Below are 25621 nucleotides of genomic sequence, written 5' to 3' on the forward strand. Positions count from 1 at the left end.
ACCACCGGCGCCCTAGGCGCGAAGCTCGGCGAGGATCTCCGCGAGAGCCGCCTCGACGGGAACTTCGCGGCTCGCCCCACTGCGGCGATCGCGTACTTCGACAACGCCCTTCTCGAGCCCGCGACCCACGACGACAGTTGTGGGCAGACCGAGCAGTTCGGCGTCCTTAAATTTCACGCCGGGTGAGACCTTCGGGCGATCGTCGTACAGCACGTCAAAGCCCTCGGCCTCGAGCGCGGCGGCGATCTCCTCGGCCTTCTCGAAGACCTCCTGGTTTTTTCCGGTCGCGAGAATGTGAACGTCGAGCGGCGCAACCGCACGCGGCCAGGCGAGGCCCTTCTCGTCGTGATTGGTCTCGGCGATCGCGGCGACGGCGCGAGTCACGCCGATACCGTAGGAGCCCATCGTCACGACCTGCTGCTTGCCGTTCTCGTCAAGAACTTTGAGGCCAAGAGCTTCGGCGTACTTGCGACCGAGTTGGAAGATGTGTCCCATCTCCATGCCGCGCGTCAGGGTGAGCGGACCCGAACCGTCCGGGGAAGGATCGCCGTCGCGAACCTCGGCAACCTCGGCGAAACCATCGGCCACGAAGTCGCGGCCGGCGACAACCCCAAGCGCATGCGCGCCCTCGCGGTTCGCGCCCGTGACCCAGCTCGTGCCATCCACGGCGCGCGGGTCGAGCAGGAGTCGATAGCCGTTGGCCTCAAGGCCCCATCCCTGCGGCCCGATGTAGCCCTTCTTCACGTTCGGGTACTTAGCGAAGTCCTCGTCAGTGAAGGGACGCACCTCGTTCGGGGCAAGGGCCGTCTCGAGGCGCTTCTCATCCGCCTGGCGATCTCCCGGAATCATGACGAGAAGCGGGGACTCTTCGCCTTCGGGAGTCTTTTCGACATACACGAGTGCCTTGAGGGTATCGGCCGCCTCCCACGCGCGAGAGTCCTCGCGCGGGGCGTTCTCGTTGAGGAATGAGACGAGAGCGTCGATCGTCGTGACGCCTGGTGTCTCGATCTCGCGTGCGACGGGGAGGGCTGCGATGGCGTCTGCATCGAGGGGCTCTCCGGCGACCGTCGTCACGGCCTCAACATTCGCGGCGTAGCCCGCGGGGCTGAGCGCAAACGTATCTTCGCCCACCGGTGTCGGGTGGAGGAATTCTTCGGAGCGGGAGCCGCCCATCGCTCCCGCATCCGCCTGAGCAATGACGATCTCAAGGCCGAGGCGAGCGAAGACCCGCTGGTAGGCCCCGCGCATAATCATGTAGGAACGCTCGAGTCCTTCGTCGTCGATGTCGAAGCTGTAGGCGTCCTTCATGATGAACTCGCGAACGCGCAGCAGGCCCGCACGCGGGCGCGCTTCGTCGCGGTACTTGGTTTGCACCTGATAGAGCGAAATGGGCAGGTCCTTGTACGACGTGAAGAGGTCTTTCACCGCGAGGGTAAACATTTCCTCGTGAGTGGGGCCGAGGAGCATATCGGCACCCTTGCGATCCGTGAGCCTAAAGAGGTTGTCGCCGTACTCGCTCCAGCGGTTCGTTTCCTCGTAGGGCTCGCGCGGCAAAAGCGCGGGAAAGAGAATCTCATGGCTGCCGGCGGCATCCATTTCTTCACGCACGATCGTCTCGACCTTGCGCAGGACCTTGAGCCCAAGGGGAAGCCACGTGTAGATTCCCGGGGCCGTGCGGCGAATATAGCCGGCACGGACGAGAAGCTTGTGACTCGCGAACTCGGCTTCGGCCGGGTCCTCTCGAAGCGTGCGAATGAAGCTCGATGACATGCGAAGCATGGGGCGTTGTCCTCCTGGCAACAGGGGTTTCGAGGTGAATTCCTCAGGCCCTCACAGTCTAGTGGGCGCACCGCACGCACCCCACAAAATCCCAGGGCTGAGCGCGTATCGTGGAGTGTCACTCGTCACCACGGGAAGGATGACATGTCTGAGCCGCTCACGCTCTCGGGTATCGCGCCGTCGCCCTCGATGGCATATTTGCGCGCCCTCATCGGCGAAGGCGAGTCGATTCGCGAAGAGATCGAAGGCGACCCGGATCGCCTTATGCAGGTCGTACGCGAGAAGCTCGAGGGGTTCATGATGCCGTACGAATTCGGCCTCAAGGAGATCCTGACGAAGATCGAGATCCTTTCGGGCGAATGGGATGTGACGACCCCGCACAACCCCATCGAGCACGTAAAAACGCGCGTGAAATCGATGGATTCGCTGCTCGGCAAGCTCGTGCGCACGCAGTGCCCACCCGATCTCGACGAGATCCGCAACCGCATCCGCGACATCGGCGGCGTACGCATCACATGCAGCTACGTCCAGGACTGCTACCTCGTTGCCCACGCGCTTGCCTCCCAGCCCGACATCACTCTTCTCGAAGAGAAGGACTACATCGCGAACGTCAAGCCGAGCGGTTACCGCTCTCTTCACCTCATTCTCGAGGTTCCCGTGTTTCTCTCGACCCGCACGATCGATGTACCGATCGAGGTACAGATCCGCACGATTGCCATGGACTTTTGGGCGAGCGCCGAACACGAGCTCAAGTACAAGTATCAAGGCGAACTGCCTGCCGAGATGCGCGAAAAACTCATCGAGATCGCCGCGACTGCCGCGAGCCTCGATGAGCAGATGGGGATCGTGCGCGATCAGATCGAGGGGCCGCCTCTTCCGGGACGCGCAAGCGCCTAGAACAGCACGGTGGCGAGTGCGCCAATCGGCCTGAAGCCCGCACGCTCGTAGGCGCGTCTCGCGCGAACGTTGAAAGAGTTCACGTAGAGGGTGACGCGGGGTGCGTGGTCGCGACGAATGAGCTCTGCTGTGCCCCGCATGAAGGGCGCTGCGAGCCCTTGGCCGCGGTACGCGGGATCAATCCACACGCCGTGTACTTGGGCAACCCCGCCAAAGAGCGCACCGAGATCGGCCTTAAACACAATCCGCTCACCATCGCGCGCGATATACGTCCGACGCTCGCGCAGCAGATACTCGACCCGGTTGCGGTAGCCGCGCCCGCCATCCCCGCGGCAGGGATCCGTGCCCACCTCCTCGCGAAACATCGCGACGGCAGCGGGAAACACCCGGTCCAGGTCGCGGGTGTCAGCCGCCACCACGCCCGTGGAGGGGAGGTCCGACGGTTGCCCGGCGCAATACTCCAGAAGAGGCTGACTCTCGCGCACTTCGCGCTCAGGCGGAAGGCCCTCGCGCATAACCTCCCACATGTGCATCGCGATGCTGCGTTCCGCCACGATCGACGAGTAACGCGTCGAGAGCGCGAGAGCGTGCCGCGATAAGCGCTCGACAGCGTCGAAAGAATCGGGAGCGAGAACGCTAGCGCTCACGCCATGCCACAGAATTCCCCGGATCTCGCTGCCGCGCGTGAGCACCGCAAACTCGGAGCCGCTGCGACCAACCGCCGCAAGTTCCTCGAACCGAGCGGAGGCGAGCGTGCTCACGTGCGCTTCGCTCTGCATCGCTTCACGAGCAGGACCGAGCCACTGCCCTTGCAGGGGGCTGATGTCTGCGGGGCGCCTGCGCCACAGATTCGACAGGACACTCACCTGAAAAGGGTCACCGGCTTCACGATATCGGCGTAGATCAACAGGATGCTCATGAGAATGAAGGCGATCGCGATGACATTCGTGACGGGCAGCATGCGCGAGGCATCGACGGGTCCGGGATCCGCCTTCCCTCGCAACTTGGCGAGGCGCCGCCGCGCCGCCTCGTACAGCGCCGCTGCGACGTGGCCGCCATCCAGCGGCATGAGCGGCACAAGGTTGAAGACGAAAAGCGCCATGTTGAGCGAGCCGAGCATCGACAGGAACGTCCACGTTTTCTCCTTGAGGGAGAATCCGGGCGAGTCCTGCGACACGATCTCGCCGGCGAGCCTGCTCACGCCCACGACCCCCATCGGGCCATTCGGATCGCGTTCTTCGCTGCTCAACACTGCCTTGCCGATTTCCCACACGCGCACGGGAAGGGTCACGACGACTTTGCCGGTCCCCACGAATTGGTCCCATACGGCACCGGGAACCTCCGTCAGAGGCCGCGGGGTGAGCTCCTGTGTGCCGGTCACACCGAGAAAACCGGCCTCACGGGTCGCGTAGGAACCGTCGGCATTCTTAACCGGCTTACCCGAGTCGTCGCGTGCGACGACCGTGTTCGCGACTGGAGTTGCCGTCACGGTCATTGCTTTACCGTCGCGCAGGAGAGCGATCTCGACTTCGTCGTCAGGGTGCTTCCTAATCACCGTGCTCATCTCGTGAAAGTTCGCGACTCGAGTCCCGTCGACCGAGGTGATCACGTCCCCGGGTTTGATCCCCGCGGCGAAGGCGGGGGCTTCGGGCATGCCCTCGCACGACACATCTGCGGGTGCATTTGCGGGCACGACACATTGCGAGACGGCAGCGACCTTCGCCGTCACGTTCGGCAGACCGAAGCCGCTCAGGACGATCGCGGTGAGGACGATCGCGATCAGGAGATTCATCGTGGGGCCGCCGAGCATAACGACGAGTTTCTTCGGCACGCTCAACGCGACAAAGGTGCGGTGACGATCCTCAGCCGAGTACTGGCTCGAGTCCCACTGCTTGGCCTCCTCGCTCATCTGCTGAAAGAACCCCGTCGAATCCTCACGGATGACGCCTGGATCCTCTCCCTTGTGAGGCGGGAACATGCCGATCATGCGGATATAACCGCCAAGCGGAATCGCCTTGATCCCGTATTCGGTCTCCCCTTTCACGCGCGAGAACAGCGTGGGACCGAAACCGATCATGTACTGGGTCACGCGCACGCCGAAGCGCTTCGCGGGAACGAGATGGCCGATCTCGTGAAGGGCGATCGAGAGCCCGAGCCCGACAACCATCAAGAGGACGCCGAGCGCGTAGAAAAGGGGCATCACGGAACGGAAGCCATCACGTCGGCAACGTGATCGAGGTACACATCCACGACGGCCTCCTGGTAGCCCTCGGCGCCTTTACGTGCGCGGAACGCTGCTCGACGCACATCATCGACGCTCATCGCGAAGCCGTCCGTGAAATAGGCGTGGAGCTGATCGCACAGGGCATCGACGTCTTCGCGATCGTAAGCCCGTTCGCCCTGGCCAGCGGGGCGGAAACGCTCGCCCGCGGGCCGGGAGAGGCGCTCCTGGAGAACCTCCGCGCGCTCCGTGAGCGCCGCGATCCACGCCTCTTCACCATCGCGCTCGATTGCTTCATCACGGTACTGGAGCGCAAACGCATCCGAGAGGCGATCAAGGGCCTCGTCGACGGCGAGCATGTCGTAGCCGCCACGCTCGGTTGAAAACTTCGCGGTGATCACATCGGCTGGTTGGAAGGAGCCGTCGCGGCCCTCGTACGCGGCACGCGCGCGCAACAGGAAGTCATCGACCTCCTCGACGTTGTAGCCAAAGGTGAAACGTCCGGCACGCTTAAAAGCCGTACTCATCTACTTGCTCCCTCCCTCGACGGGGATGCTCACGCGACATAACCGGGGCGCTCAATAGATCGCCCTTGCACCACTGTAATGCTTGGATACGCGAAAGGCCGGCAAGCGTCGGCCCCGAAATCACGCGCCGGTACCGCGCGCGATTTCCTCAACCCTCGCCACGCGAGCCTCACGGTCCTCGCGGCGCGCATCAGTTTCCACGACGGTCGCGGCAAGCTGCCCGCACGCACCGTCAATATCGCTACCGCGCGTATCCCGAATCGTCGCGGAAATTCCGTGTTCACGCAGTGTTTCCACGAACGTGCGCTCCACCCACGGATCCGAGGCCGTCCACTTCGACCCCTTGACCGGGTTGAGCGGGATTGGATTGACGTGCACCCAGTGGGCGCCCCCGCGCGCGATGAGACGCTTGGCGAGGAGCTCCGCACGCTCGGCCTGGTCATTGATATCGCGAATGAGTGCGTACTCGATCGACACGCGTCTACCGGTCGCCTCGAAGTACTCCCACGCCGCATCAAGAATGTCGTCGACGTCGAAGCGTTGATTGATGGGAACGAGCTCGTTGCGAAGCTCGTCGTCGGGCGCGTGGAGCGACACGGCGAGCGTCACGGGAATCTCTTCCTTGATGAGCTTTCGCACGGCAGGAGCGAGCCCCACGGTCGACACGGTGATGTGCCGCGCTCCCATCCCAAACCCCTCGGGCGCGGGGGCGTTGAGCCTCTGGCACGTCGTTGCGACGGCACGGTAGTTCGCGAGCGGCTCCCCCATGCCCATAAAGACGATGTTCGTGACGCGGCCTTCACCACCGGGGATCTCGCCACGCGAAAGCAGAAGGTTCGCGATGCGCACTTGCTCGAGGATCTCCGCTGCGGAAAGGTTCCTCGTGAGGCCCATCTGGCCGGTCGCACAAAACGGGCAGTTCATACCGCAACCGGCCTCGGAGGAAATGCACAGCGTTACGCGATTCGAATAGCGCATGAGGACCGACTCGACGAGCGAGCCGTCGAACAGGCGCCACAGGAACTTTTGGGTCATGCCCTGATCTGCGCTCTGCTGCGAGACCTTTGTGAGGAGCGTTGGGAAGAACCGCTCCACGAGGGCTAAACGGTCCCCCTTCGGGAGGTCGGTCATGTCGTCAGGATCGGTCGTGAAATGCTCAAAATAGTGATTCGACAGCTGCTTTGCGCGAAAGGCGGGAAGCCCCATGTCCTTCACGGCTTCGGCGCGCTCGTCGAGAGTGAGATCCGCGAGATGCGCGGGCGGCTTCCCCCGGCGGGTCGGCCGCAACTGAAGCTGACCGGGGGCGAGCCTTACGGGCTCCCCCTTGACGACCTCGCGCGAAAGATCCTTCGCAACATCGAGCTTGGGCGTGGGATTCTCAACCACTGATGGCCTCCACAATCGCGAGAAGAATGTACACGGTCGGGGCGGTGAGAAGCATCGAATCGAGGCGGTCCATCATGCCGCCGTGCCCCGGAAGCAGCTGCCCCATGTCTTTAATGCGCAGGTCGCGCTTGAGCAGAGACTCACTCAAGTCCCCGATGGTGGACACGACCACCATGACCGCGCCGAACGCGAGACCCCACCCGAAGCCAATGTCGGGAAGCCACACGTGACCGATGAGGCCCGCAGCGGCGATACCACCCACGAGGGAGCCCGCAAAGCCTTCCCACGACTTCTTCGGGCTGATGCTCGGAGCCATGGGATGCTTGCCAAACAGGACCCCTACGGCGTAGCCGCACGTGTCGTTCATGATGGGAACCACGAGGGCAAACATGACCTTGTTCGCGCCGTTCGGCTGCGCCATGAGGAGGATCGTGAAGCTCGCCATAAACGGCACCCACAAAAGCGCGAAGATGCCCGCTACCGTGTCCCGCAGCGCCATGAGGCCCGTCGCCTCCGTCGTGCGCCACATGATGAGCACAATTGCTCCCACGATCGTGGACACGAGAAGCCCCGAGGCGCCGTACTGCCACGCCGACACCACCACGCCAACGCTCGCGACAAGCAGCGGGATCGAGGGAACTCGCAGGCGCGCACCCTCGAGGGCGTTCGCGACCTCGAGGGTCGCGATGACGACCGCGATGGCAACCACGGGCGTGAATAGAGCTGGGAGCACATATATGCACCCGTACAAAAGCGCCACGAGAGCAAGCCCGACGGCGATCGCGGCGGGAAGGTTCCGCCCGGCTCGGGGCGTGCGCGCATGTGTCGCAGCGGGCAGCTCGGAAACCTCGGCGACGAGCCGCTCTTCGCTCGCGAGCGCCTCGGAGGCCGCAAGCGGAACCTCGGGCGAAGTGCTTTCCGATACGGCAACGGCCGTGCCCGGCTCATTGCCAGGCACGGCGCGTCGACGACCGTGGCGTGTATTCACGAACGATGAGGGAAAGGCCGCTCAGACGGTGAGCAGCTCTTCTTCTTTCGCTTCGAGTGCGACATCCACCTGCTCGGTGTACTTCTTCGTGAGAGCCTCGAGCTCCTTCTCAGCGCGAGTGCCCTCGTCCTCGCCGATCTCCTTGTCCTTCACGAGCTTCTCGATGGCCTTCTTCGCGTGTGCGCGCGAGCCGCGGATCGCGATACGGCCATCCTCGGCCTTGGTCTTGGCAAGCTTCGTGTAGTCCTTGCGGCGCTCTTCGGTCAGCGCGGGCAGAACAATGCGCAGGTTGTCGCCATTGTTCGTGGGGTTCACGCCAAGATCCGATTCGCGAAGCGCCTCTTCGATCTGGGCCATCGCGCCCTTGTCGTAAGGCGTCACAATCACGGTACGGGCCTCGGGGAACTGGAACGCCGCGAGCTGATTGAGCGGCGTCGGGGTGCCGTAGTAGTCAGCGGTGAGGCCATGGAACATCGCAGCACTTGCGCGCCCCGTGCGGATCGCGGTGAACTCCTCCTTCGTCACCTCGACCGACTTTGCCATCTTCTCGCCGGCTTCTTTAAGGATGCTTCCGGTGTCCTCGCTCATGCCTCTCGGTTCCTTCCGATTAATTAAACATCTCGCCTGGTAAGGCTATCTTAGTCGCCCGTAACGACGGTGCCGATGCGGTCGCCGCACATCGCCTTCGTGATGTTGCCGGGCGCATCAAGACCGAAGACCATCATCTGCTGTTTGTTGTCCATACACAGGCTAAACGCGGTCGAATCAACGACGCGCAGCCCCTTGCTCAGCGCCTCCCTATACGTGAGGTGCTCGAGCTTGGTCGCGTTCGGGTCCGTCTTCGGGTCAGCCGTGTACACGCCGTCCACGCCGTTCTTCGCCATGAGCACTTCGTGGCAGCCGATCTCGAGCGCTCGCTGCACGGCAACAGTATCGGTCGAGAAGTACGGCATGCCCGCGCCCGCGCCGAAGATCACGACACGGCCCTTTTCAAGGTGGCGCACGGCGCGAAGTGGGAGGTAGGGCTCGGCGACCTGCCCCATCGTAATAGCGGTCTGCACGCGCGTGGACGTGCCGGCCTGCTCGAGGAAGTCCTGAAGTGCAAGGCAGTTCATGACGGTGCCGAGCATCCCCATGTAGTCGGCGCGACGGCGATCCATGCCTCGCTGGCTCAGTTCAGCACCGCGGAAGAAGTTGCCGCCACCCACGACAATCGCGCATTCAACGCCCGCGGCAACCCCCGCGGAAATCTCCCGAGCGATGCGCGAGACCACATCGGGATCGACGCCCACGCGGCCTCCACCGAAGGCTTCACCAGAGAGTTTGAGGAGCACGCGGCGCGAGCCCTCTTTCGGTTCAATGACGGGAATCGACGACGTGATGGGATCGGGGTCGGTACTCATCAACATTCCTTCCGAGTGCAGGTTCTCGGGGCCACAGTCTACCGGCCCGGCAACGCCCGCCCCTGTGGGGAAGGTCCTCGTGTGAGAAGCTCGAAAAGAAGCGAGGGCCCGCACCCGTGGGTGCGAGCCCTCGCGTTCACGCTTTGGCAAGCGTCGGAAATCAGTTACCCACGCGGAAGCGCACGAAACCGGTCACCGTGCCACCAGCGGCCTCGACAACCTTGCCGACGCTCTGCTTCGGGTCCTTGGCGAAGGGCTGATCGAGAAGAACGTTCTCCTTGAAGAAGCCGTTCATGCGGCCTTCAACGATCTTGGGGAGAGCCTTCTCAGGCTTGCCCTCGTTCTTCGCGGTCTCCTCGGCGATACGGCGCTCGTTCTCAACCACATCCGCGGGAACGTCCTCGCGGGTGAGGTAGAGAGGCGAGTAGGCCGCGATGTGCATCGCCACGTCACGTGCAACCTCGGCGCCGGCCTTGTCGGTCGCGACGAGCACGCCAACCTGCGGCGGGAGGTCCTTGTTGGTGCGGTGCATGTAGTTCGTGACGACCTCGCCCTGGACGCGGCCGATGCGGCGAACGAGGATCTTCTCGCCCATGGTCGCGCCAGCGTTCGTGAGGGCCTCACCGAAGGAAGTCTCAGCGAGTTCCTCGGGGGTCGTGGCGCCCGACTCGACGGCGGCCGCAACGGCCTCGTCACCGAGAGCGATGAACTTGGCGTTCTTCGCAACGAAGTCGGTCTCCGAGTTGATCTCCACGAGCGTGCCAAGCTGGCCGCCCTCGACGTCGCGGACATCGGCGGCGATGAGGCCCTCCGATGCGGCGCGACCCTCGCGCTTCGCGATGCCCTTGAGGCCCTTGACGCGGATGATTTCGACGGCCTTCTCGTGGTCGCCGTTCGCCTCGTCGAGAGCCTTCTTGACGTCGAGCATGCCCGCGCCGGTCTTCTCGCGAATGTCCTTGATGTCTGCTGCCGTGTAGTTAGCCATTATCTGTCTCCTCTAAATGGTTGTGGGAGCGAACAGGTGATAGTCGAAAAATCAGGCTTCTTCGGAGGTTGCTTCGGCAGCCTTGTCCTCAGCAGCGGGAGCCTCGGTGACCTCCTCGGCCTTGCCGGCCTCTTCCTGCTGAACCTCGGACTGCTTGAGCAGCTCCTGTTCCCACTCGGCGAGCGGCTCGGCGTCAACGGCCGACACGTTCTTCTCGCCCTGGGTCTGCTTGGCGTGGCGCTCCTGGAGGCCGGCGGCAGCGGCATCGGCGATGACGCGGGTCAGGAGGGTCACGGCGCGGATCGCGTCGTCGTTGCCCGGGATCGGGTACTGCACTTCGTCCGGATCGGCGTTGGTGTCGAGGATTGCCACGACCGGAATGCCGAGCTTGGTGGCTTCGTCAACGGCGAGGTGTTCCTTCTTGGTGTCCACGATCCACACGGCCGAGGGAGCCTTGCTCATGTCGCGGATGCCGCCGAGGGTTTTTTCGAGCTTTTCCTTCTCACGGCGCATCATGAGAAGTTCCTTCTTGGTCCACTGCGAACCGGCGACGTCCTCGAAGTCGATCTGCTCGAGTTCCTTGAGGCGGTCGACGCGACCGGAGACAGTCTGAAGGTTGGTCAGCATGCCGCCGAGCCAGCGCTGGTTCACGTAGGGCATGCCCACGCGCGTGGCCTGCTCCTGGATCGACTCCTGAGCCTGCTTCTTCGTGCCGACGAAGAGAATCGTGCCGCCGTGGGCAACGGTCTCCTTGACGAAGTCGAAGGCCTGATCGATGTAGGTGAGCGACTGCTGAAGGTCAATGATGTAGATGCCGTTGCGCTCGGTGAGGATGAAACGCTTCATCTTCGGGTTCCAACGGCGGGTCTGGTGTCCAAAGTGGACGCCGCTCTCGAGGAGCTGGCGGAGTGTCACAACTGCCATGGTCGTAACTACCTTTCTGGGCCCTGGGCTCGCCCGCCTCACTCACACCCGCGGGGCGTGGGCTCGGTGGGGTTCTTGCGCAAAGCCTGTTCTCGTTTTTTACGGGCCGACGGTTGCCGGCTCGCCCTAGCGCCCTGCGTTCGTGCCGCCACTTCCCTCGTGGGAGGATCGTGGAACGAAGGCACGCGCGCGTGCATGGGCGCGCGAAGTCACCCGCGCATGCGAGTGCTACGGCAACTCTAATACAGCGAAGCTGACTCGCGCACGGATCCGAGCAGACGTGTGAGCGAGTCCGCGCCTCACGCTGCACACCTTTTATCATCCACAGTCACGCGGGGTGGTCTTGTCGGGGATTCTCGGGCGCGATGTGCTTACTCCATGCACATGTCTACGAGGCTCGGCGCCCGCATCCTTCTCGCACTCGCACTCCTCATCGGTGCCGGAGTTGTGGCGCTCCCGCCCGCGCACGGTGACGATCAACCACCCGACTCCCTCGAGCACGCCGTCGCAGTCGTGAACCGGGCAAGGCTCGCTTCTCTCGCCGTTTTTGCGCCTACCGCTCAGGCGCCTGCCCCGCCGACCATAGATTCGCACGAGCACGAAGGGGCGTGGGCCTGGCCCATCGGCCCCGACCATGACGTTGTGCGGTTTTTCGAGGCGCCCGTCCACGCATACGGTCCCGGTCACCGCGGCATCGATATCGTCGGAAGCACCCTCGTGGTGCACGCCGTTGAGAGCGGCACAGTGACCTTCGCGGGAACGGTCGCGGGCAAACCCGTCGTGGCGATCCTCCATGACAGCGGGCTGACCTCCACGTACGAACCGGTCCTCGCTTCGGTCGCGAAGGGGGACGCGGTGAGCAGAGGGCAAGTGATCGGGGTTATCGAGCAACCGTCGGAACACGCCCATTGCGAGGCGGGATGCGTGCACCTCGGGGCCAAGCGAGGCAAGCAATACCTGGATCCGCTGCCGTTGCTCGAGGGGCGGGGGCCGAGTGTGCTCCTGCCTCCCCACTCGAGTTGAGCGAGCTCAGCGCGGCTCATCCATTGCTGGCTAGGCTCGCGGGTGTGCGTGCCTAACGGCGTCTTTGAGACGCTCGGCGGAGACGTGCGTGTAAATTTGCGTGGTTTGAAGAGAGGAATGGCCAAGCAGGTCCTGGACGCTGCGCAAATCCGCGCCGCCCTCCATGAGGTGCGTTGCCGCGCTGTGGCGCCACGTGTGCGGTGAGATGTGCCCCTCGAGACCTCCCTCGCGGGCTGCACGATTGACGATCGTGCGCACGGCGCGATCGTTGAGGCGACCTCCACGCGCGCCGAGGAACAGCGCTTGCGAATCTTCACGCATGAGGTGCGGCCTCCCGAGCTGCTCCCACCTGTCGAGCGCCTCGAGGGCCGGGACACCGAGCGGAACGACGCGCTCTTTATTTCCTTTACCGATCACGCGCAGCGTGCGATTGACGCGATCCACGCTGCGGCGGTTGAGGGCGCACAGCTCGGAGACGCGAAGCCCGCACGAGTACAGCACTTCGAGAACGGCCGCGTCCCGAACGCGCAGAGGGTCCGCCTCGGGGCCCCCCTCGGGCCCGACGCTTGCCTCGTGCGCGGCGTTTTCTGCCTCTTCGAGGATGCTGCGCGCCTGGTCTGCGCTAATGACGTGCGGAAGTGCGCGACCACGTTTGGGCGCGCGCAGGCGCCTACCGGGATCGAGGTCGGTAAGCCCCGTATCGCACATCCACGCCGTGAACGTGCGCGCAGCCGCGGCGGCACGCGCGAGCGTCGTTGGGCTGTGGCCGGCGTCGGCTCGTGCGGCAAGCCACGCGCGCAGGTCCTGGATCGTCAGGTCCCGCGCCTTGCGTTCCGCATCGTCGCCGCCGTCGCGCTTCACCTTCTCGCACGTGAATTCGAGCAGCGAAACCGCATCGGAAAGATAGGCGCGAACCGTGTGGTCGCTGCGTGCGCGCTCATAGCGAAGGTGCCGCTCATAGCGCACGAGCAGCTCCTCGTCACCGGAGGCAACGAGGAGCTCTCGCCCGTCATTAGGCGTGCGCGACTCACTCGTGGGACTCATCCCTCCAGTGTGTCACGTGGCTTCCCTCGCACGGGGGCGCGACTCGATGCTCAGACTTCGTCGCCTGCAGTGATCGCGGACGCCTCTTCCTGCTGGTTCGCGTGAGGCGTTGTCACACGCGTGAGGAGTCCGTGGCCACTTACGAGAATGATCATCGAGAGGACAACCGCACCGGCGGCAAACCAGTAGGGGCCGCCTGCGCCAAGCGCATCGGAAATCGCCCCCGAGACCGCGGGGGCGATTGCTCCGCCGAGGAAGCGCACGCCCGAATAGGTCGAGCTTGCAATGTTGCGCGGAAGGTCGGTCGCTTCCATCACGGCTTCGGTGAGGGCCGTATTGAGAATGCCGAGGAAGAGGCCCGCGACGACGACGGCAGTGACGAGCAGCGCAAGACGCTGGGCACCGAGCGCCATGGTGACGAGGCACGCCGCGAGAAGCGCGAGCGTCACCGACAGCACGGGGATGAGCCCGAATCGGCGCGTCAATTTCGGGGCTGCGAGCACCGAGGTGACCGCAAGAGCAAGGCCCCATCCGAAGAACACAAGGCCGAGTTCGTGCGCACCGAACTCGATTCCCGCGGCGTGCGCGGCAGCCTCGAGCGGATAAGGCGAGTACGCGAGGAGAGTAAAGAATCCGAAGTTGTAGCAGAGGGCAGCGGCGCTGAGAAGAAGAAGCGGCGGGCGACTCAGTGCGGCGAAGCCAGCCCCAAGCGAAGCCTTCCGTGGTGCGGCAGCTGGTTTCGGCAAAAGAACGACGATCGCGACAAGGCCGATCGCCATGAGGGCAGCGGTTCCGAAAAACGGCATGCGCCACGAGATCGAGCCGAGGGCGCCGCCGGCGAGCGGCCCCACGGCCATGCCCACGCCAAGCGCAGCCTCGTAAAGGATGATGGCCTGACCGGAGCCGCCCGAGGCAGCCCCGACGATCGCCGCGAGAGCTGTGGAAATGAACAGGGCGTTGCCGAGCCCCCAGCCGGCACGGAAGCCGATGATCGCGTCGACGCTACCCGCTGTTCCCGCGAGCGCTGCGAACAGCACGATGAGGATGAGTCCCGTGATGAGGGTGCGTTTCACGCCGAGCCTGCTCGAGATGAACCCGCTGAAGAACATCGCGATCGAGGTGACGATCAGGTAGCTCGTAAACAGGAGCATCGTTTGCGAGGGACTTGCATGAAGCTCACGACTGATCGCCGGAAGAATCGGGTCAACGAGCCCGATCCCCATGAACGACACCATGCATGCGAAGGCAATCGCCCACACGGCTACCGGCTGGTGAAGGATGGACGGCGTGTTTTCGGGTTCGGGAGCCGCGGGGCTATCTCCTGGCGGCGTCGTCGATTCTGCGACCTCGGGGGCGGCAACGGACATTCGAATGGAACTCCAATCTGACAGTGCTGTGGGCGCCTGAGCGCGCCCGTGCGTGCGGTTAGCGTTGGGGGCGCGCGAGCGCGTCGGCTAAGTCGCCGAGGAGGGCCGCCGCGTGTTCGAGCGTGTGGAGATCCTCGGGCGCTAAGGCGGTGAGCGCGGGTCGCACGGATGCGGCAGAGGCCGCACGGGAACGGTCGAGCTCGGCACTGCCCGCCTCGGTGAGCGTGATGACGCTGGCACGGGCATCGCGCTCATCGGAACGCCGTTGGACGAGGTTATCGGCCGCGAGACGGTTGACGATCCCGGTCATCGTTGGTTGCGATACGGACTCGCGCGCCGCGAGTTCGCCGACGCGCAGCGGTCCACCGTGGCGCAAGTTCGCGAGCACGCGCACCGAGATGAGTGAGCGCGCGCCACCCGCATTGCGGCCGGCGGTCCGACTAAACCGGAGAGCATTCGCGACCAGTTCGTTCGCGAGTTCGTCGAGATTGCTGCGCGGACCTTCAACGGCCTGATTCCCGGATTCCCCCATTTGCATAGCTTGACTATATAGCTTCCCTAAGTATTGCCTCAACCTCGTGTCCGTAAGATCAACCACACGCCGCCGTCATTAAGCGGCCCCCGAAGCAACGCGACGCACCCTGCCGCGGCTCACCTGCACGAGCCCGAGAAGCTCGATTCGCGTGAGGCTTGCCGCCACCTGTTCGGGATCGAGGGCACACAGGGACGCGAGCTCTCCAACGCCAATCGGGGAAAACCGCGGGATGCCGTCAAACACCAGGCGATCCACGGGACCGAGAAGGTCGACGTCAAGTGGGAGGGTGCCGGGCGAGCCGGAATTCTCCGTAGACCCGACGGTTGCCGAAAACCCCGCTCCCCCCGAGATCATGAGCTCGACGTCCTCAACCCGCGAGACAAGCTGCGCACCCCGCTCGGCGATCAACCGATGGCACCCGCTACTTTCTGCCGAGGTTACGGGGCCGGGAACAGCACCAACGGGGAGAGACAGCGAATCGGCGTGCGCGGCGGTCGACAGAGCTCCTGAGCGCCACGCAGCCTCGATCACGATCGTGGCGTCGCTTGCCGCGGCAATGAGCCGGTTGCGCGACAGAAACCTCCACCTGGTCGGCCGCGTACCGATGGGCGCCTCAGAAAAAAGCCCACCTTCATTCCTCACACGGGTAAGGAGCGCCGCGTTTGCGCGCGGGTAGTAATCGTCGAGGCCACCCGCGAGGAATGCGGCGGTCCCGCCCCCTCCCCCCTTGAGGCTCCGCGCCGCGAGCGCTCCAGCGTGGGCCGCGGCATCGATCCCGAGCGCGCCACCCGAGACCACCCGCACTCCTCGTTCCGCGAGCGCCGCGGCGAAGTCGTGGGCAACGCCAGTGCCGTAACGCGTCGCTCCACGCGAACCCACGAGGGCAACGGAGCGCATAGAGTCTGCGTTCTCGCCAGCGTGACCGCCGGCGCACCACAGGGCGAACGGCGCGTTAATCGCGAGCCGCGAGAGTCCCGCGGGCCACCCTGCTTCGCCGGGCCGGATGAGCCTGATGCCGTGCTCGCTCGAGTGCTCGAGAACGTATCGCGCTTCGCTCGCTCGAGCCTCCCACGCAGCTTTAGCCTTTTCGGCAGCGCTTCGCGCGTCGCGGATTCTCATGGATTCATGCGCGGCGGTCACGTGAAGCCGCCCAGCCTCTGGATCGTGGGCGGCTTCCTCGAGGGCCACCGCAATCTCGCGGATAGAGCCGTCGAGCGCCAGGGCAAGTGCATCGACGGGCCCGCGCGAAAGCCACAGGTACCGTGCGGCGGCATCCGTCGCTTCAGCGAGGGCGCTCCACACCGCTCGCGCCTCGAGGTCAGCACGCGAAGCACATGGCTCGAGAGGAACGGAGTCGGCATCCCAAAAACGCGCCACCTCGCTCCCGCTTCTCGGCTCGATCACGACGCATCCTCCCCTCGAAGCTCGAGAGCCGTCGCGACGTGGGCGCTCGTCGGCCGAGCCTTCCCCTCAAGGTCGGCGAGGGTCCACGCGACACGCCGCACGCGGTCGCGGCCCCGCATCGTGAGGCGACCGCGCTCCACTGCACGCACCAAGATCGCGTCGTCGGTGCGCTCCAATGGCATCTCTTGATCGAGAAACCGGCCGCTCACCTGGGCATTGACGAGATAACCGCTGCCGTCGAGGCGTCGATGCTGAGTCTCGCGCGCCGCACACACGCGCTCTCGAATGTGCGCGCTCGATTCTTCTCTCGTCGACCCGCTGAGGGAACGCACGGGCGCAAGCGTGATCCGAAGGTCGATGCGGTCGACGATCGGCCCCGATAGACGCGCCATGTAGCGGCGGCGCTGAAGCGACGTGCACCGGCACCGGTCGCCTCGCGCATCGGCATGGCCGCACGGACACGGATTGGCGGCGAGGATCAGTTGAAACGCCGCGGGGTAGGTCGCCACGCCGCGAGTGCGGTGGAGAGACACCTCCCCCGTCTCGAGCACCTCCCGAAGCGACTCAAGAACCTTGGGCGCGAACTCAGGCGCTTCGTCAAAGAAAAGCACTCCCCCGTGAGCGCGAGAGACAGCGCCGGGACTCGCAAGGTTACTGCCGCCGCCGATGATCGACGCGACGCTCGAGGTGTGGTGCGGAGCGATAAAGGGTGCCTCGCTCACAAGTCCCTTCGACGCATCGAACTCCCCGGCAATCGAAGCGATCGCGCTGAGCTCGAGAGCACGCTCCGGCTCAAGCGGAGGAAGGATGCTTGGAAGGCGCGAGGCAATCATGCTTTTGCCCGCGCCGGGCGGCCCGAGAAGGAGCATGTGATGACCTCCCGCGGCGGCGATCTCCGCCGCCTCGCGCCCGAGTTTTTGCCCCTTGACGTCAAGAAAATCAGGCTGTTCGCGCACGGTGGTCGGCGGTTCGCCTGGGCCCTCTTCCTCCTCGAGGTCAAAAAGCCCACGTCGACTCCACACGGCCTTTCCCCCGAATGCGTTAAGGACCTCGCCGAGATGGCACGCAGAGTGCACGTCGATGCCGGGCACGAGGCGCGCTTCGTCAGCGTTAGCCTCGGCGACGACGACCCGACGCACCCCGCTTTTAGCGGCTGCCCGCACTGCGGGGAGAATCCCGGGCACGGGCCTGAGACTCCCCTCGAGCGCAAGTTCAGCGATGAAGAGCGTGTTCTCAAGGTGTCCCGGCGGGAGGACCCCCTTCGCAGCGAGGGTCGCGACGGCGATCGGGAGATCGAACCCGGAGCCACTCTTTTTCATCCACGCGGGCGAGAGGTTTACGGTAACTTTCTTCTCCCCAACGGCATGGCCCGCGTTGGCGCACGCACTCTTGACGCGCTCGCGGGCCTGGAGGGTCGAGGAGTCCGGGAGCCCCACGATCACGAAAGCGGGAAGCCCCCTGCTGATTTCGCATTCAACCTCAACAATTCGCCCCTCGAGCCCCCACAGGCTCATGCCGAGCACGCGCGCGACGCTCATGAGCCCACTGCCTTGAGGTGTGTGACGTCGACGTGCCCGCCGGGCATGACGAAGACACCGAAAGCATCGAGACGCACACCAGAGTGCTGCGGGCTTCGCTCGAGAAAATATGCGCCGATCATCGTGCGAAGCTTGCGTACCTTGCGGGAATCGACCGCTTCTACCGCCGAGCCCATCACGAGGCTGCGCCGCGTTTTGACCTCGATGAACACGAGCGTGTCGCCGTCGAGCGCGACGATGTCGATTTCGCCGTGGCGCGTGCTGAAGTTCCGCTCGAGGATCTCGTAACCCGCGCGCGTGAGGATGTCTGCGGCGATGTCCTCGCCGAGGTTGCCAAGTTTTTTGGTGGAGAGGGTGTCGGCACCGCGAGTGTCGACTTCTGTCGTGATCGTCATGCCTCACACGATGCCGAAACTACGCATCGGTGTCAGTCGAGCAACGACCAATTGTGGATGGGTGCGCCCTGTGAGGCGCGAACCACCGACTACGGCATGGCTAGAGATCGAACTCGGGCTTCTCAAGCTCTTCAACGTTGACGTCCTTGAACGTCAACACGCGAACGGAACGCACGAATCGCGACGTTCGGTGCACGTCCCACACCCACGCATCGGCAAGGTTCAACTCGTAGAACACTTCGCCACCCGCATGCTGAACATGCACGTCAACCTGGTTCGCGAGGTAGAGCCTACGCTCCGTTTCGATGCGGTACGCATACGTTCCCACGACGTCGCGGTATTCGCGATAGAGCTGAAGCTCCATGTCGGCCTCGTAGGCATCGAGATCATGCACGTTCAAAGCGCCCTCCCTCACGTCGTGGCTCTCATGGTTGTTCGCAGCGGCGTGCCACCCGCGATTGTCAAGATTACAGTGGCAGATCGAATCCCGGCTGTTCAGCCGGCACGAGCTTCCAACTCGCGCGATGCTCGGCGTGGATCCCGAGCTTTGCGATCGCCTCGCGGTGCGCCTTGGACCCGTAGCCTTTGTTGCCGGCCCACCCGTACCCGGGGGCTTCGGTGTCGAGCGCACCCATGTGGCGATCTCGCGCAACCTTCGCGAGAATGCTCGCCGCGGCCACTGATACGCACGTCTGATCAGCCTTGACGACCACCTCGAGCGGGCACTCGAGCGGCGTCTCGCACCCGCGCGACACATAATCGTGGTTCCCATCCAGAATCACGCCCGCAAGCGGCACGTCGAGTGCCTCGCGGGTCGCCTCGAGAGCACGCGTCACCGCGAGGGTGAGCGCATGAGAAATACCGTGTTCGTCAATCTCCCTGGCCCGTGCAGTTCCGACGGCTGCCGGGCACACCTCGGTTCCGCATCGCGCAACGAGCCCGAGCGGAAGAGGAATCGAGCTCGCCCCGCCCGCGAGGGTCGCGAAAAACACCTCGCGTTTGGTGGGGCTGAGCAGCTTGGAGTCTTTGAGGCCCGACGGTAGCTCGGCAAGCGTCGGAACCGGATCCTCACCCCGCTCGCACCTCACCGCGAAAGCGCCCACCGCGACCGGGCCGGCGAGAGCCCCGCGACCAACTTCGTCGAGCCCAATAACCGCGCACGACGAGGCCTCAGGGTGTGCGGCAAGAAATGCACTCGCAAGAAAAAGCTCGCGCTCGGCAGTCGCGGGGGGACGTGGCATTCGCGTCACGCGGGCCTTACGCGGCGAGCGCGAGGGGCGACAGATCCCTCGACCGCGTGGGGCCGATGCTTGCCGCGCTCTCGGCGTTGTTCAGTTTCTCGAACACCTTCTCGCCGTCCTTGAGGGTGCTCCAGTGCTCGAACGGGAGGAAGAGCAAGACGGCTTTGCCCGCTACCTTCGATTCGTCGACGAACGGGTCCTCGCCACGCGCGTAATGCTCGGAGGAGTCGGCGCTATTGAAGCGGTTGTCCCCCATGACCCACAGTTTGCCCTCGGGGACCGTGACGTCGAACGACACCTGGCACGCACCGTTACCGGGAACGATGTAGGTTTCGTCGAGCTCCACACCGTTAACGCTCATCGGGCCGCCGCGTTCCTTGCACACGATGTGGTCACCGCCCACACCGATGAGGCGCTTCACGAGGTGATTTTCTGTCGGGTCCGGGGCGAGCCCCACGTAGCTGAGGGCTTTGGAGACCTGCTGTCCGGCTGTGAGCGGGCGATCGTGGTTGCCTCCCACCCAGTTACCCGGGTCTTGAAACACGATGACATCGCCACGGTGCAGGTCGAGAACTCCCGGATGAAGCTTCGAGACGAGGATCTTGTCGTCTTCCATGAGGGTCGGGTGCATCGACGCCGACGGGATGAAGAACGGCTGCACGAGGAAAGTCTTGATCAGCACAGCAACGATGAGTGCGATGACAATGGTGACCGTCCAATCAAGAACCGAGCTGAGCACTCCGCTCTTTTTCGCGTGGGCCCTGGCGCCGGCACGGCGCGACGAATCCCCACTCGGATCGGCGGGATCCGGTGCGGTCGACGATTCGCGCGGTTCGGGGACCGCGGGGGCGGGGGGCTCGAGCTCAGACATCGGATCCAGTCTAGTGGGAGATCTCGCGCCCATCGGAAAGCGGCCACACGACACGCGTTACGCGCCCTTGCGTACGTGAAACGGGAACCATGCCTCCACCAGGATCACCGAGGTGATTGCGCGAATCGGATGAGTGATCGCGGCTGTCGCCGAGAAGGAACATGTGCCCCTCGGGCACCGCGACATCAAAATCGACCGCGCTCGCACGCGTGAGGGAATCGGGAAGATAGGGCTCCTCGAGCGGGCGACCGTTCACCTCGAGCTGGCCTTCGCTGGTACAGCAGCGCACGCGATCGCCGCCGACGCCGATCACACGCTTCACCCAATACTGTGACGCTCCGCCGAAATACCCCTTACCGTCGAACACCACGACGTCACCACGACGCGCCGTACCTCGGCTCGTGCGATCCACGACGATGTACTCCCCCGCGTTGAGCGTCGGCGCCATTGACCCACTCGGCACGTGGTAGGTCGTCACAACGAAATGTCGCACACCAAGCACGGCGAGAAGTACGACGCATAAAACCGCGGCGATCACCCACACGAGGAGCGATCGCCGCGGCTGCGATTGAGAGCGCAAGGCGCGAATCAGGAGTGTTCGCGCTTCTCGCGGATGCGGGCCTTCTTGCCGGTGAGGCCACGAAGGTAGTAGAGCTTCGCACGGCGAACGTCACCGCGAGAAACGACCTCGATCTTCTCGACCGTCGGAGCGTGAACCGGGAAGACACGCTCGACGCCGACGCCGAACGAGACCTTGCGGACGCGGAAGGTTTCCTTGATGCCGCCGCCCTTGCGAGCGATGACGTAGCCCTGGAACACCTGGATACGCGAGCGGTTACCTTCAACAACCTTCACGTGCACCTTGACGTTGTCGCCAGCGCGGAAATCGGGAACGTCGCTCTTGAGGTGCGCCGCATCGAGTTCATCGAACTTCTGCATAAGTTTTCTCCTGCCTCCCGCCCCGGGTCGGACGGCGAATGTTTTACCCCCTGGCGGCGGGTCAAACCCACCGAGGGCGTCTATGAATCATTCACATGTGCCGGGCCTCTGGCCGCCATTCCCGTGGCGACGGATCTGCCCTGTTGCCTCGTGCCGCAACCCCCCGAGGCAGGTCACGGCGCAACACGCACGGTCATCCATTTTGCCACTGCTCCAAGAGGCACGCAATAGGATGTCCCGTGAAGGAGAGTGCGAGGTTGCTCGCACGAAAGGAGCACCGTGAACGCGCACGACAACCAAGAAACCACCGACGCTACCCGGTCGCACCGGGCCATCACGAGCAGCGGCCTCACTCACGCGGAAGCAACCACCTTCGTTAAGCACTCCACGAAGGAGCACTTCTCGAACCTCGTCTCGTTCCTCCTCGTGCTCCTCGCACCCGCCGCGCTGTTTTGGGCGCTCGCGCTCCTTCCCTGGACTGGCGACGACCCCGCCCGCTCAATGATCGTGGGGCTCGCCATCGCGCTCGCACTCGTGATTGCGGGGCTCGTTATTCACTTCGTGCCGGGGAGGCGCCACGGCGTCCTCCAAGCGGTCGAGGAAGGGCACGTGGCAACAACGCCTGCCTCAGCGGCGGTTGCACGCGACCATCACTCGAAAGTCAAGCCCGTCAACGCCGTTCTTGTGGGCTTCGGCGTACTCGCAATCCTGGCCGCACTCGCGTGCGCTGGCCACGCCCTCATGGCGGGGAGCTTGCCTCAGCGCGTTTTCCTCGACATTGGATGCGCGTTTGGCTTCATCGCGATTGCCTTCGCGGCCTTCTATTGGCCCTTCACAACAAGGCGCCTCGTCCGTCACCTCGGAGCCCAGGACCACCCGAAGGACCAGGAACGAGGCGAAGACTAAGAGGGCGCTAGCGGGCTACTCGCGCCCCTCGAGCAGATCTGGCCTGCGCTCGGCAGTGCGCTCGAGTGAACGTTCGCGGCGCCACTTTTGGATGCGCGCGTGGTGGCCGCTGAGCAGCACTTCGGGCACGTCGCGCTGCACGCCATCGGGCGAGGTCCAACGCGCGGGCTTCGTATAGAGCGGGTACTCGAGCAGCCCGCTCGTGTGAGACTCCTCGACGATCGATTCGGGATTGCCCACGACCCCTGGTACGAGCCGCACGATCGCCTCGGTCATCGCGAGAACCGCAACCTCGCCGCCGTTGAGCACGTAGTCACCGAGTGAGCTGAGCGCAACGCGCACACCTTGATCGGCGAGGTACTCATAAACGCGCTCGTCGATACCTTCGTAGCGGCCGCACGCGAAAATGAGCCACGGCTCCTCGGCCCGCTGTTCCGCAGCCCGCTGCGTAAACGGTTCGCCCGCCGGGTTCGGGAAAATAACGAGCGGTGAAGCGGAGCCATCGTCGAACTCCCCCTTCCCCGAGGCGAGCACATCCGCAAACGCTTCCGACCACGGCTCGGGCTTCATCACCATGCCGGCCCCGCCGCCCACGGGCGTGTCATCGACTGTGCGGTGACGATCGTGCGTGTAATCGCGCAAGTTGTGCAGGTGCACATCGATGAGCCCGTCCTTGCGGGCCTTGCCGATGAGGGAAAGCTCGAGCGGGGCGAGGTATTCGGGAAAAATCGTGATGACGTCGATACGCACGAGACGCTAGCCCTTCGCACCATCGCGCTCGCTCAGCGCGTTCTCGGGATCGAAGAGACCGCCGGGAGGATCCGCAACCACGAACCCGCCCTCAATGTCGACTTCGGGCACGAGCTCCTCGACGAACGGAAGCATGACGCGCCGGCCATCCACCGCCCGCACGATCAACAGGTCCTGCGCGGGATAGTGATCGAGCCCGATCACGGTGCCGAGCACTCGGCCATCGTCCGTACGGACTTCAAGCCCCTTGAGTTCCTCCGGGTACCACGCATCCGGATCCTCTTCAAACTCCTCGTCGCGATCCAGCTCGAGTACCAAATCTGCGCCGCGAAGCCCCTCTGCCGCCGTGCGGTCGTGGATCTCGGCGAACTTCACGTACCACCGCCCTTGCTGTGTGCGCGTCGCGGCGAGCGTGAGCTGTTGGGGCGTTCCCTCGCCCCCGTCAACGTCGAAACGGGCACCCTTCACGAGGCGCTCTTCGGGAATATCGGTGCGTACGATGAGCGACACCTCGCCCTTGAGGCCGTGAGCCTTGCCGATTGTGCCCACGACTACCGTCACGTTGTCACTCACCGGCGAGCTCACCTCCGCCGCCCTCGCCGCTCTCGCCCGGGTCCTCGCTCGGGAGGTCAACGGCGCCTTCGTATCCCGCTGCCTCGCACGCCGCGCCGAAACCATCGAGAGTCGAACGTGAGCCGGAGGAGTTCGGATCTCCGTCAAGAACTTTTTGGAACGGTTTTTGGACCTCGGCGAGGGCCTTCTTCACGCCCTCGTCATCGACGTTATCAATCTCGTCCTGGAGAATGTCGTTGAGGTTCTGGACCTTTGCACGATCGGACTTCGGAACATACTTGCCGCGAAAACCAATGGCTTTAAAGGAGTTCGAGGTGAAGACGTTGCCGTTGCGGTATTCGGTGAACAGCTGCGGCTTTGTCGCAAGCTCAGCACACACGAGTTTTGCGGGTTTCTTACCCTTCTCACCGCCACCGCTCGCCCACGTCGCGTGCACCGACATTGGCGCGCACGCCGAGGCGAGACCCTCGAGCGCCCCCTTGAAGGCTTCGGTATCGGCGTCCTTCCCCTTCTCGGATTCAGTCTCGATCCAGTCGGCAACCTTGCCAGCCGCACCCTTAACATCCTCGGTGGATTCGGCAAACGTCCCACGCACATCCTCGGCGGCAGTCTGGAACATGTACTCGTTCGTACCGCCGATCTCAAGGGCACTCGCCCCCATGGCAATCGCCTGGAAGTACTCGGGCGAGACGTAATCTGGGTCGCCAAAAAACTGGGTACACGCGTACTCGGTCGCGGGATCGACCTGGGGCTTCTTCTCTATCGTCGTGACCTCCACGGTGCCACCACCCGAGGGCTCACCGCCTGTCGAACCGATCGCGTCGCACCCGGCAGCGCCGAGCGCCAGAAGTCCCGCTGCGCCGAAGGCAGCGAGCGGGCGAAGAATGCGGGAGAGCTTCATGGAATCCTCACTCACGGGTCTCATAAGGAAAGGCGGCAGCCGCGCCACACTGTAGCGTTGCTGCCGCCTCAAGGTGCGTTGTCACCGTTAGCGCTTGTCGGTGTCCACGATGTCCACGCGAATGTCGTCGTTGGACAGTGCCGTGGTCACGGTGCGCAGCGCCCGGGCCGTGCGACCCGAACGCCCGATCACGCGCCCGAGATCATCGGGGTGAACGCGCACTTCGAGCAGCGGCCCCCGGCGGGTCGACTTTTCCTTGACGCGCACGTCATCGGGGTTGTCGACGATCCCGCACACGAGGTGCGCGAGGGCTTCGGCGCGGGCGCTCATGCTCAGGCCTCTTCGGTGGTCTCTTCGGAAGTCTCGGCCTCGGCACCCTCAGCCGACTCCTCGGAGGACTCGGCGTTCTCGGCAGCCTCAGCGGCTTCCTTCTCAGCGGCGGCTTCGGCCTCAGCCTTTGCCTTGGCGGCCTTGACCTCTTCGCGCTTTTCAGCGGCGGCCTTGTCAGCGGCGGCGATGCGCTCCTCGGCGCTCACCTTTGCTTCCTTGGCTTTGAGGGTGCCTTCGGTGCCCTCTTCACCCTTGAACTTTGCCCACTCACCGGTGACCTTGAGGATCGCGGCGACCTGGTCGCTGGGCTGGGCACCCACGCCGAGCCAGTACTGCGCGCGCTCCGAGTCAACTTCCATGAACGAGGGCTGCTCGTTCGGGTTGTACTTGCCGATCTCTTCGATCACGGCGCCATCGCGCTTCTTGCGCGAGTCAACAACAACGATGCGGTAAACCGGTGCATGGACCTTGCCCATGCGCTTTAGACGAATCTTGACGGCCACGAGGCTGTCTCTCCTTCTGCGTAAGAATGGGTGAGAATCGCGCCGCCCGTGGGGTCAACATAAGCTGCGCTTTCCTCGGCTGGACGTGCCCGGCCGGGTAGAGGGCTCCGGAGCGGGCACATACAAGGGTCAATTATGCCCGAAACCGGCCCCTCAGCGAAAGGCCGTAGCGTGTGCCGCCGGGCACAGTT

The 25621-nt window shown here is 64.3% G+C and carries 29 protein-coding genes; 3 read left to right on the top strand and 26 right to left on the bottom strand.

Going from position 1 to position 25621, the window contains the following annotated elements; all coding sequences use genetic code 11:
- Positions 1-12 precede the first annotated feature (12 nt).
- Positions 13-1779: a proline--tRNA ligase gene (locus FXY94_RS00460; protein ID WP_016663039.1), complete on the bottom strand. Its 1767-nt coding sequence runs from the start codon at positions 1777-1779 to the stop codon at positions 13-15.
- A gap of 144 nt (positions 1780-1923) precedes the next feature.
- Between FXY94_RS00460 and FXY94_RS00465 the strand changes: the two genes are divergently transcribed.
- On the top strand, positions 1924-2676 hold the full coding sequence (locus FXY94_RS00465; RefSeq protein ID WP_016663040.1) for a GTP pyrophosphokinase: 753 nt from the start codon (positions 1924-1926) through the stop codon (positions 2674-2676).
- Here the strand turns inward: FXY94_RS00465 and FXY94_RS00470 are convergent.
- The 9 genes from FXY94_RS00470 to rpsB all read right to left on the bottom strand — a co-directional run bounded on the left by FXY94_RS00470 (position 2673) and on the right by rpsB (position 11110).
- Positions 2673-3542, bottom strand: coding sequence for a GNAT family N-acetyltransferase (locus FXY94_RS00470; RefSeq protein ID WP_016663041.1), 870 nt, complete (start codon positions 3540-3542; stop codon positions 2673-2675). The two genes, FXY94_RS00465 and FXY94_RS00470, sit on opposite strands and share 4 nt — an antisense overlap.
- Complete coding sequence (locus FXY94_RS00475) at positions 3539-4876, bottom strand: M50 family metallopeptidase (RefSeq protein WP_016663042.1); 1338 nt, start codon at positions 4874-4876, stop codon at positions 3539-3541. Before FXY94_RS00475 ends, FXY94_RS00470 begins: the two co-directional genes overlap by 4 nt.
- A complete protein-coding gene (locus tag FXY94_RS00480; RefSeq protein WP_016663043.1) occupies positions 4876-5424 on the bottom strand; it encodes a DivIVA domain-containing protein in 549 nt (182 codons plus the stop codon). Before FXY94_RS00480 ends, FXY94_RS00475 begins: the two co-directional genes overlap by 1 nt.
- Before the next feature lie 120 nt (positions 5425-5544).
- Complete coding sequence (rlmN, locus tag FXY94_RS00485) at positions 5545-6810, bottom strand: 23S rRNA (adenine(2503)-C(2))-methyltransferase RlmN (protein WP_016663044.1); 1266 nt, start codon at positions 6808-6810, stop codon at positions 5545-5547.
- Positions 6803-7798, bottom strand: a complete 996-nt coding sequence (locus FXY94_RS00490; RefSeq protein ID WP_232049672.1) for a phosphatidate cytidylyltransferase — start codon at positions 7796-7798, stop codon at positions 6803-6805. Before FXY94_RS00490 ends, rlmN begins: the two co-directional genes overlap by 8 nt.
- A gap of 21 nt (positions 7799-7819) precedes the next feature.
- On the bottom strand, positions 7820-8386 hold the full coding sequence (gene frr / locus FXY94_RS00495) for a ribosome recycling factor (protein ID WP_016663046.1): 567 nt from the start codon (positions 8384-8386) through the stop codon (positions 7820-7822).
- 50 nt (positions 8387-8436) lie between these two features.
- A complete protein-coding gene (gene pyrH / locus FXY94_RS00500) occupies positions 8437-9201 on the bottom strand; it encodes a UMP kinase (RefSeq protein WP_016663047.1) in 765 nt (254 codons plus the stop codon).
- A 160-nt stretch (positions 9202-9361) separates the two neighbouring features.
- Complete coding sequence (gene tsf / locus FXY94_RS00505; protein ID WP_016663048.1) at positions 9362-10186, bottom strand: translation elongation factor Ts; 825 nt, start codon at positions 10184-10186, stop codon at positions 9362-9364.
- Positions 10187-10237: 51 nt separating this feature from the next.
- Entirely contained in the window at positions 10238-11110 is an 873-nt protein-coding gene (rpsB, locus tag FXY94_RS00510) for a 30S ribosomal protein S2 (protein ID WP_016663049.1), read from the bottom strand.
- A 384-nt stretch (positions 11111-11494) separates the two neighbouring features.
- Between rpsB and FXY94_RS00515 the strand changes: the two genes are divergently transcribed.
- Complete coding sequence (locus FXY94_RS00515; protein WP_083288081.1) at positions 11495-12133, top strand: M23 family metallopeptidase; 639 nt, start codon at positions 11495-11497, stop codon at positions 12131-12133.
- A 30-nt stretch (positions 12134-12163) separates the two neighbouring features.
- Here FXY94_RS00515 and FXY94_RS00520 read toward each other — a convergent pair whose 3' ends face one another.
- From FXY94_RS00520 to rplS, 11 genes are all read right to left on the bottom strand, one after another.
- The gene (locus FXY94_RS00520) at positions 12164-13177 is read right to left on the bottom strand and encodes a tyrosine recombinase XerC (protein WP_083288076.1); all 1014 of its coding nucleotides are present in this window, start codon (positions 13175-13177) and stop codon (positions 12164-12166) included.
- Between the two features lie 50 nt (positions 13178-13227).
- Positions 13228-14544 (bottom strand): MFS transporter, encoded by a 1317-nt coding sequence (locus FXY94_RS00525; protein ID WP_016663052.1) that lies wholly within the window; start codon positions 14542-14544, stop codon positions 13228-13230.
- Between the two features lie 58 nt (positions 14545-14602).
- Entirely contained in the window at positions 14603-15082 is a 480-nt protein-coding gene (locus FXY94_RS00530) for a MarR family winged helix-turn-helix transcriptional regulator (RefSeq protein WP_016663053.1), read from the bottom strand.
- A gap of 72 nt (positions 15083-15154) precedes the next feature.
- Entirely contained in the window at positions 15155-16483 is a 1329-nt protein-coding gene (locus tag FXY94_RS00535) for a DNA-processing protein DprA (protein WP_016663054.1), read from the bottom strand.
- Positions 16480-18021, bottom strand: a complete 1542-nt coding sequence (locus FXY94_RS00540) for a YifB family Mg chelatase-like AAA ATPase (RefSeq protein ID WP_016663055.1) — start codon at positions 18019-18021, stop codon at positions 16480-16482. Before FXY94_RS00540 ends, FXY94_RS00535 begins: the two co-directional genes overlap by 4 nt.
- Positions 18018-18416 (bottom strand): YraN family protein, encoded by a 399-nt coding sequence (locus tag FXY94_RS00545; RefSeq protein ID WP_016663056.1) that lies wholly within the window; start codon positions 18414-18416, stop codon positions 18018-18020. Before FXY94_RS00545 ends, FXY94_RS00540 begins: the two co-directional genes overlap by 4 nt.
- A 100-nt stretch (positions 18417-18516) precedes the next feature.
- Complete coding sequence (locus tag FXY94_RS00550) at positions 18517-18816, bottom strand: DUF2469 domain-containing protein (RefSeq protein ID WP_016663057.1); 300 nt, start codon at positions 18814-18816, stop codon at positions 18517-18519.
- Between the two features lie 67 nt (positions 18817-18883).
- Entirely contained in the window at positions 18884-19657 is a 774-nt protein-coding gene (locus tag FXY94_RS00555; protein WP_051120586.1) for a ribonuclease HII, read from the bottom strand.
- Between the two features lie 16 nt (positions 19658-19673).
- Positions 19674-20528: a signal peptidase I gene (lepB, locus tag FXY94_RS00560; RefSeq protein WP_016663059.1), complete on the bottom strand. Its 855-nt coding sequence runs from the start codon at positions 20526-20528 to the stop codon at positions 19674-19676.
- A 10-nt stretch (positions 20529-20538) separates the two neighbouring features.
- Positions 20539-21108 carry a signal peptidase I gene (gene lepB, locus FXY94_RS00565; RefSeq protein ID WP_232049673.1) on the bottom strand — a complete coding sequence of 190 codons (570 nt, stop codon included), beginning with the start codon at positions 21106-21108 and terminating at the stop codon, positions 20539-20541.
- 8 nt (positions 21109-21116) lie between these two features.
- Positions 21117-21467: a 50S ribosomal protein L19 gene (gene rplS / locus FXY94_RS00570; protein WP_016663061.1), complete on the bottom strand. Its 351-nt coding sequence runs from the start codon at positions 21465-21467 to the stop codon at positions 21117-21119.
- A 279-nt stretch (positions 21468-21746) separates the two neighbouring features.
- On the opposite strand from rplS, the gene FXY94_RS00575 reads away from it, so the two are divergent.
- Positions 21747-22373 (top strand): hypothetical protein, encoded by a 627-nt coding sequence (locus FXY94_RS00575; protein WP_016663062.1) that lies wholly within the window; start codon positions 21747-21749, stop codon positions 22371-22373.
- Positions 22374-22388: 15 nt separating this feature from the next.
- On the opposite strand, the gene trmD is transcribed toward FXY94_RS00575, so the two are convergent.
- The 5 genes from trmD to rpsP all read right to left on the bottom strand — a co-directional run bounded on the left by trmD (position 22389) and on the right by rpsP (position 25430).
- Positions 22389-23123, bottom strand: coding sequence for a tRNA (guanosine(37)-N1)-methyltransferase TrmD (gene trmD / locus FXY94_RS00580; RefSeq protein WP_016663063.1), 735 nt, complete (start codon positions 23121-23123; stop codon positions 22389-22391).
- 6 nt (positions 23124-23129) lie between these two features.
- Positions 23130-23696, bottom strand: coding sequence for a ribosome maturation factor RimM (gene rimM / locus FXY94_RS00585; protein WP_232049674.1), 567 nt, complete (start codon positions 23694-23696; stop codon positions 23130-23132).
- Entirely contained in the window at positions 23689-24612 is a 924-nt protein-coding gene (locus FXY94_RS00590; protein ID WP_147594857.1) for a hypothetical protein, read from the bottom strand. Before FXY94_RS00590 ends, rimM begins: the two co-directional genes overlap by 8 nt.
- A gap of 72 nt (positions 24613-24684) precedes the next feature.
- Entirely contained in the window at positions 24685-24927 is a 243-nt protein-coding gene (locus FXY94_RS00595; protein WP_016663066.1) for an RNA-binding protein, read from the bottom strand.
- A gap of 2 nt (positions 24928-24929) precedes the next feature.
- Positions 24930-25430: a 30S ribosomal protein S16 gene (gene rpsP, locus FXY94_RS00600; protein ID WP_016663067.1), complete on the bottom strand. Its 501-nt coding sequence runs from the start codon at positions 25428-25430 to the stop codon at positions 24930-24932.
- Positions 25431-25621 lie beyond the last annotated feature (191 nt).

This window comes from Dermabacter jinjuensis (assembly GCF_902381725.1).
In the GTDB taxonomy this organism is placed as follows: domain Bacteria; phylum Actinomycetota; class Actinomycetes; order Actinomycetales; family Dermabacteraceae; genus Dermabacter; species Dermabacter hominis.

Bases quoted from the DNA above. Each gene is read 5' to 3' on its own strand.
- FXY94_RS00460 (WP_016663039.1), bottom strand. From the start codon at position 1,779: ATGCTTCGCATGTCATCGAGCTTCATTCGCACGCTTCGAGAGGACCCG.
- FXY94_RS00465 (WP_016663040.1), top strand. From the start codon at position 1,924: ATGTCTGAGCCGCTCACGCTCTCGGGTATCGCGCCGTCGCCCTCGATG.
- FXY94_RS00475 (WP_016663042.1), bottom strand. From the start codon at position 4,876: ATGCCCCTTTTCTACGCGCTCGGCGTCCTCTTGATGGTTGTCGGGCTC.
- FXY94_RS00480 (WP_016663043.1), bottom strand. From the start codon at position 5,424: ATGAGTACGGCTTTTAAGCGTGCCGGACGTTTCACCTTTGGCTACAAC.
- frr (WP_016663046.1), bottom strand. From the start codon at position 8,386: ATGAGCGAGGACACCGGAAGCATCCTTAAAGAAGCCGGCGAGAAGATG.
- pyrH (WP_016663047.1), bottom strand. From the start codon at position 9,201: ATGAGTACCGACCCCGATCCCATCACGTCGTCGATTCCCGTCATTGAA.
- tsf (WP_016663048.1), bottom strand. From the start codon at position 10,186: ATGGCTAACTACACGGCAGCAGACATCAAGGACATTCGCGAGAAGACC.
- rpsB (WP_016663049.1), bottom strand. From the start codon at position 11,110: ATGGCAGTTGTGACACTCCGCCAGCTCCTCGAGAGCGGCGTCCACTTT.
- FXY94_RS00515 (WP_083288081.1), top strand. From the start codon at position 11,495: ATGTCTACGAGGCTCGGCGCCCGCATCCTTCTCGCACTCGCACTCCTC.
- FXY94_RS00520 (WP_083288076.1), bottom strand. From the start codon at position 13,177: ATGAGTCCCACGAGTGAGTCGCGCACGCCTAATGACGGGCGAGAGCTC.
- FXY94_RS00525 (WP_016663052.1), bottom strand. From the start codon at position 14,544: ATGTCCGTTGCCGCCCCCGAGGTCGCAGAATCGACGACGCCGCCAGGA.
- FXY94_RS00530 (WP_016663053.1), bottom strand. From the start codon at position 15,082: ATGCAAATGGGGGAATCCGGGAATCAGGCCGTTGAAGGTCCGCGCAGC.
- FXY94_RS00540 (WP_016663055.1), bottom strand. From the start codon at position 18,021: ATGAGCGTCGCGCGCGTGCTCGGCATGAGCCTGTGGGGGCTCGAGGGG.
- FXY94_RS00545 (WP_016663056.1), bottom strand. From the start codon at position 18,416: ATGACGATCACGACAGAAGTCGACACTCGCGGTGCCGACACCCTCTCC.
- FXY94_RS00555 (WP_051120586.1), bottom strand. From the start codon at position 19,657: ATGCCACGTCCCCCCGCGACTGCCGAGCGCGAGCTTTTTCTTGCGAGT.
- lepB (WP_016663059.1), bottom strand. From the start codon at position 20,528: ATGTCTGAGCTCGAGCCCCCCGCCCCCGCGGTCCCCGAACCGCGCGAA.
- rplS (WP_016663061.1), bottom strand. From the start codon at position 21,467: ATGCAGAAGTTCGATGAACTCGATGCGGCGCACCTCAAGAGCGACGTT.
- FXY94_RS00595 (WP_016663066.1), bottom strand. From the start codon at position 24,927: ATGAGCGCCCGCGCCGAAGCCCTCGCGCACCTCGTGTGCGGGATCGTC.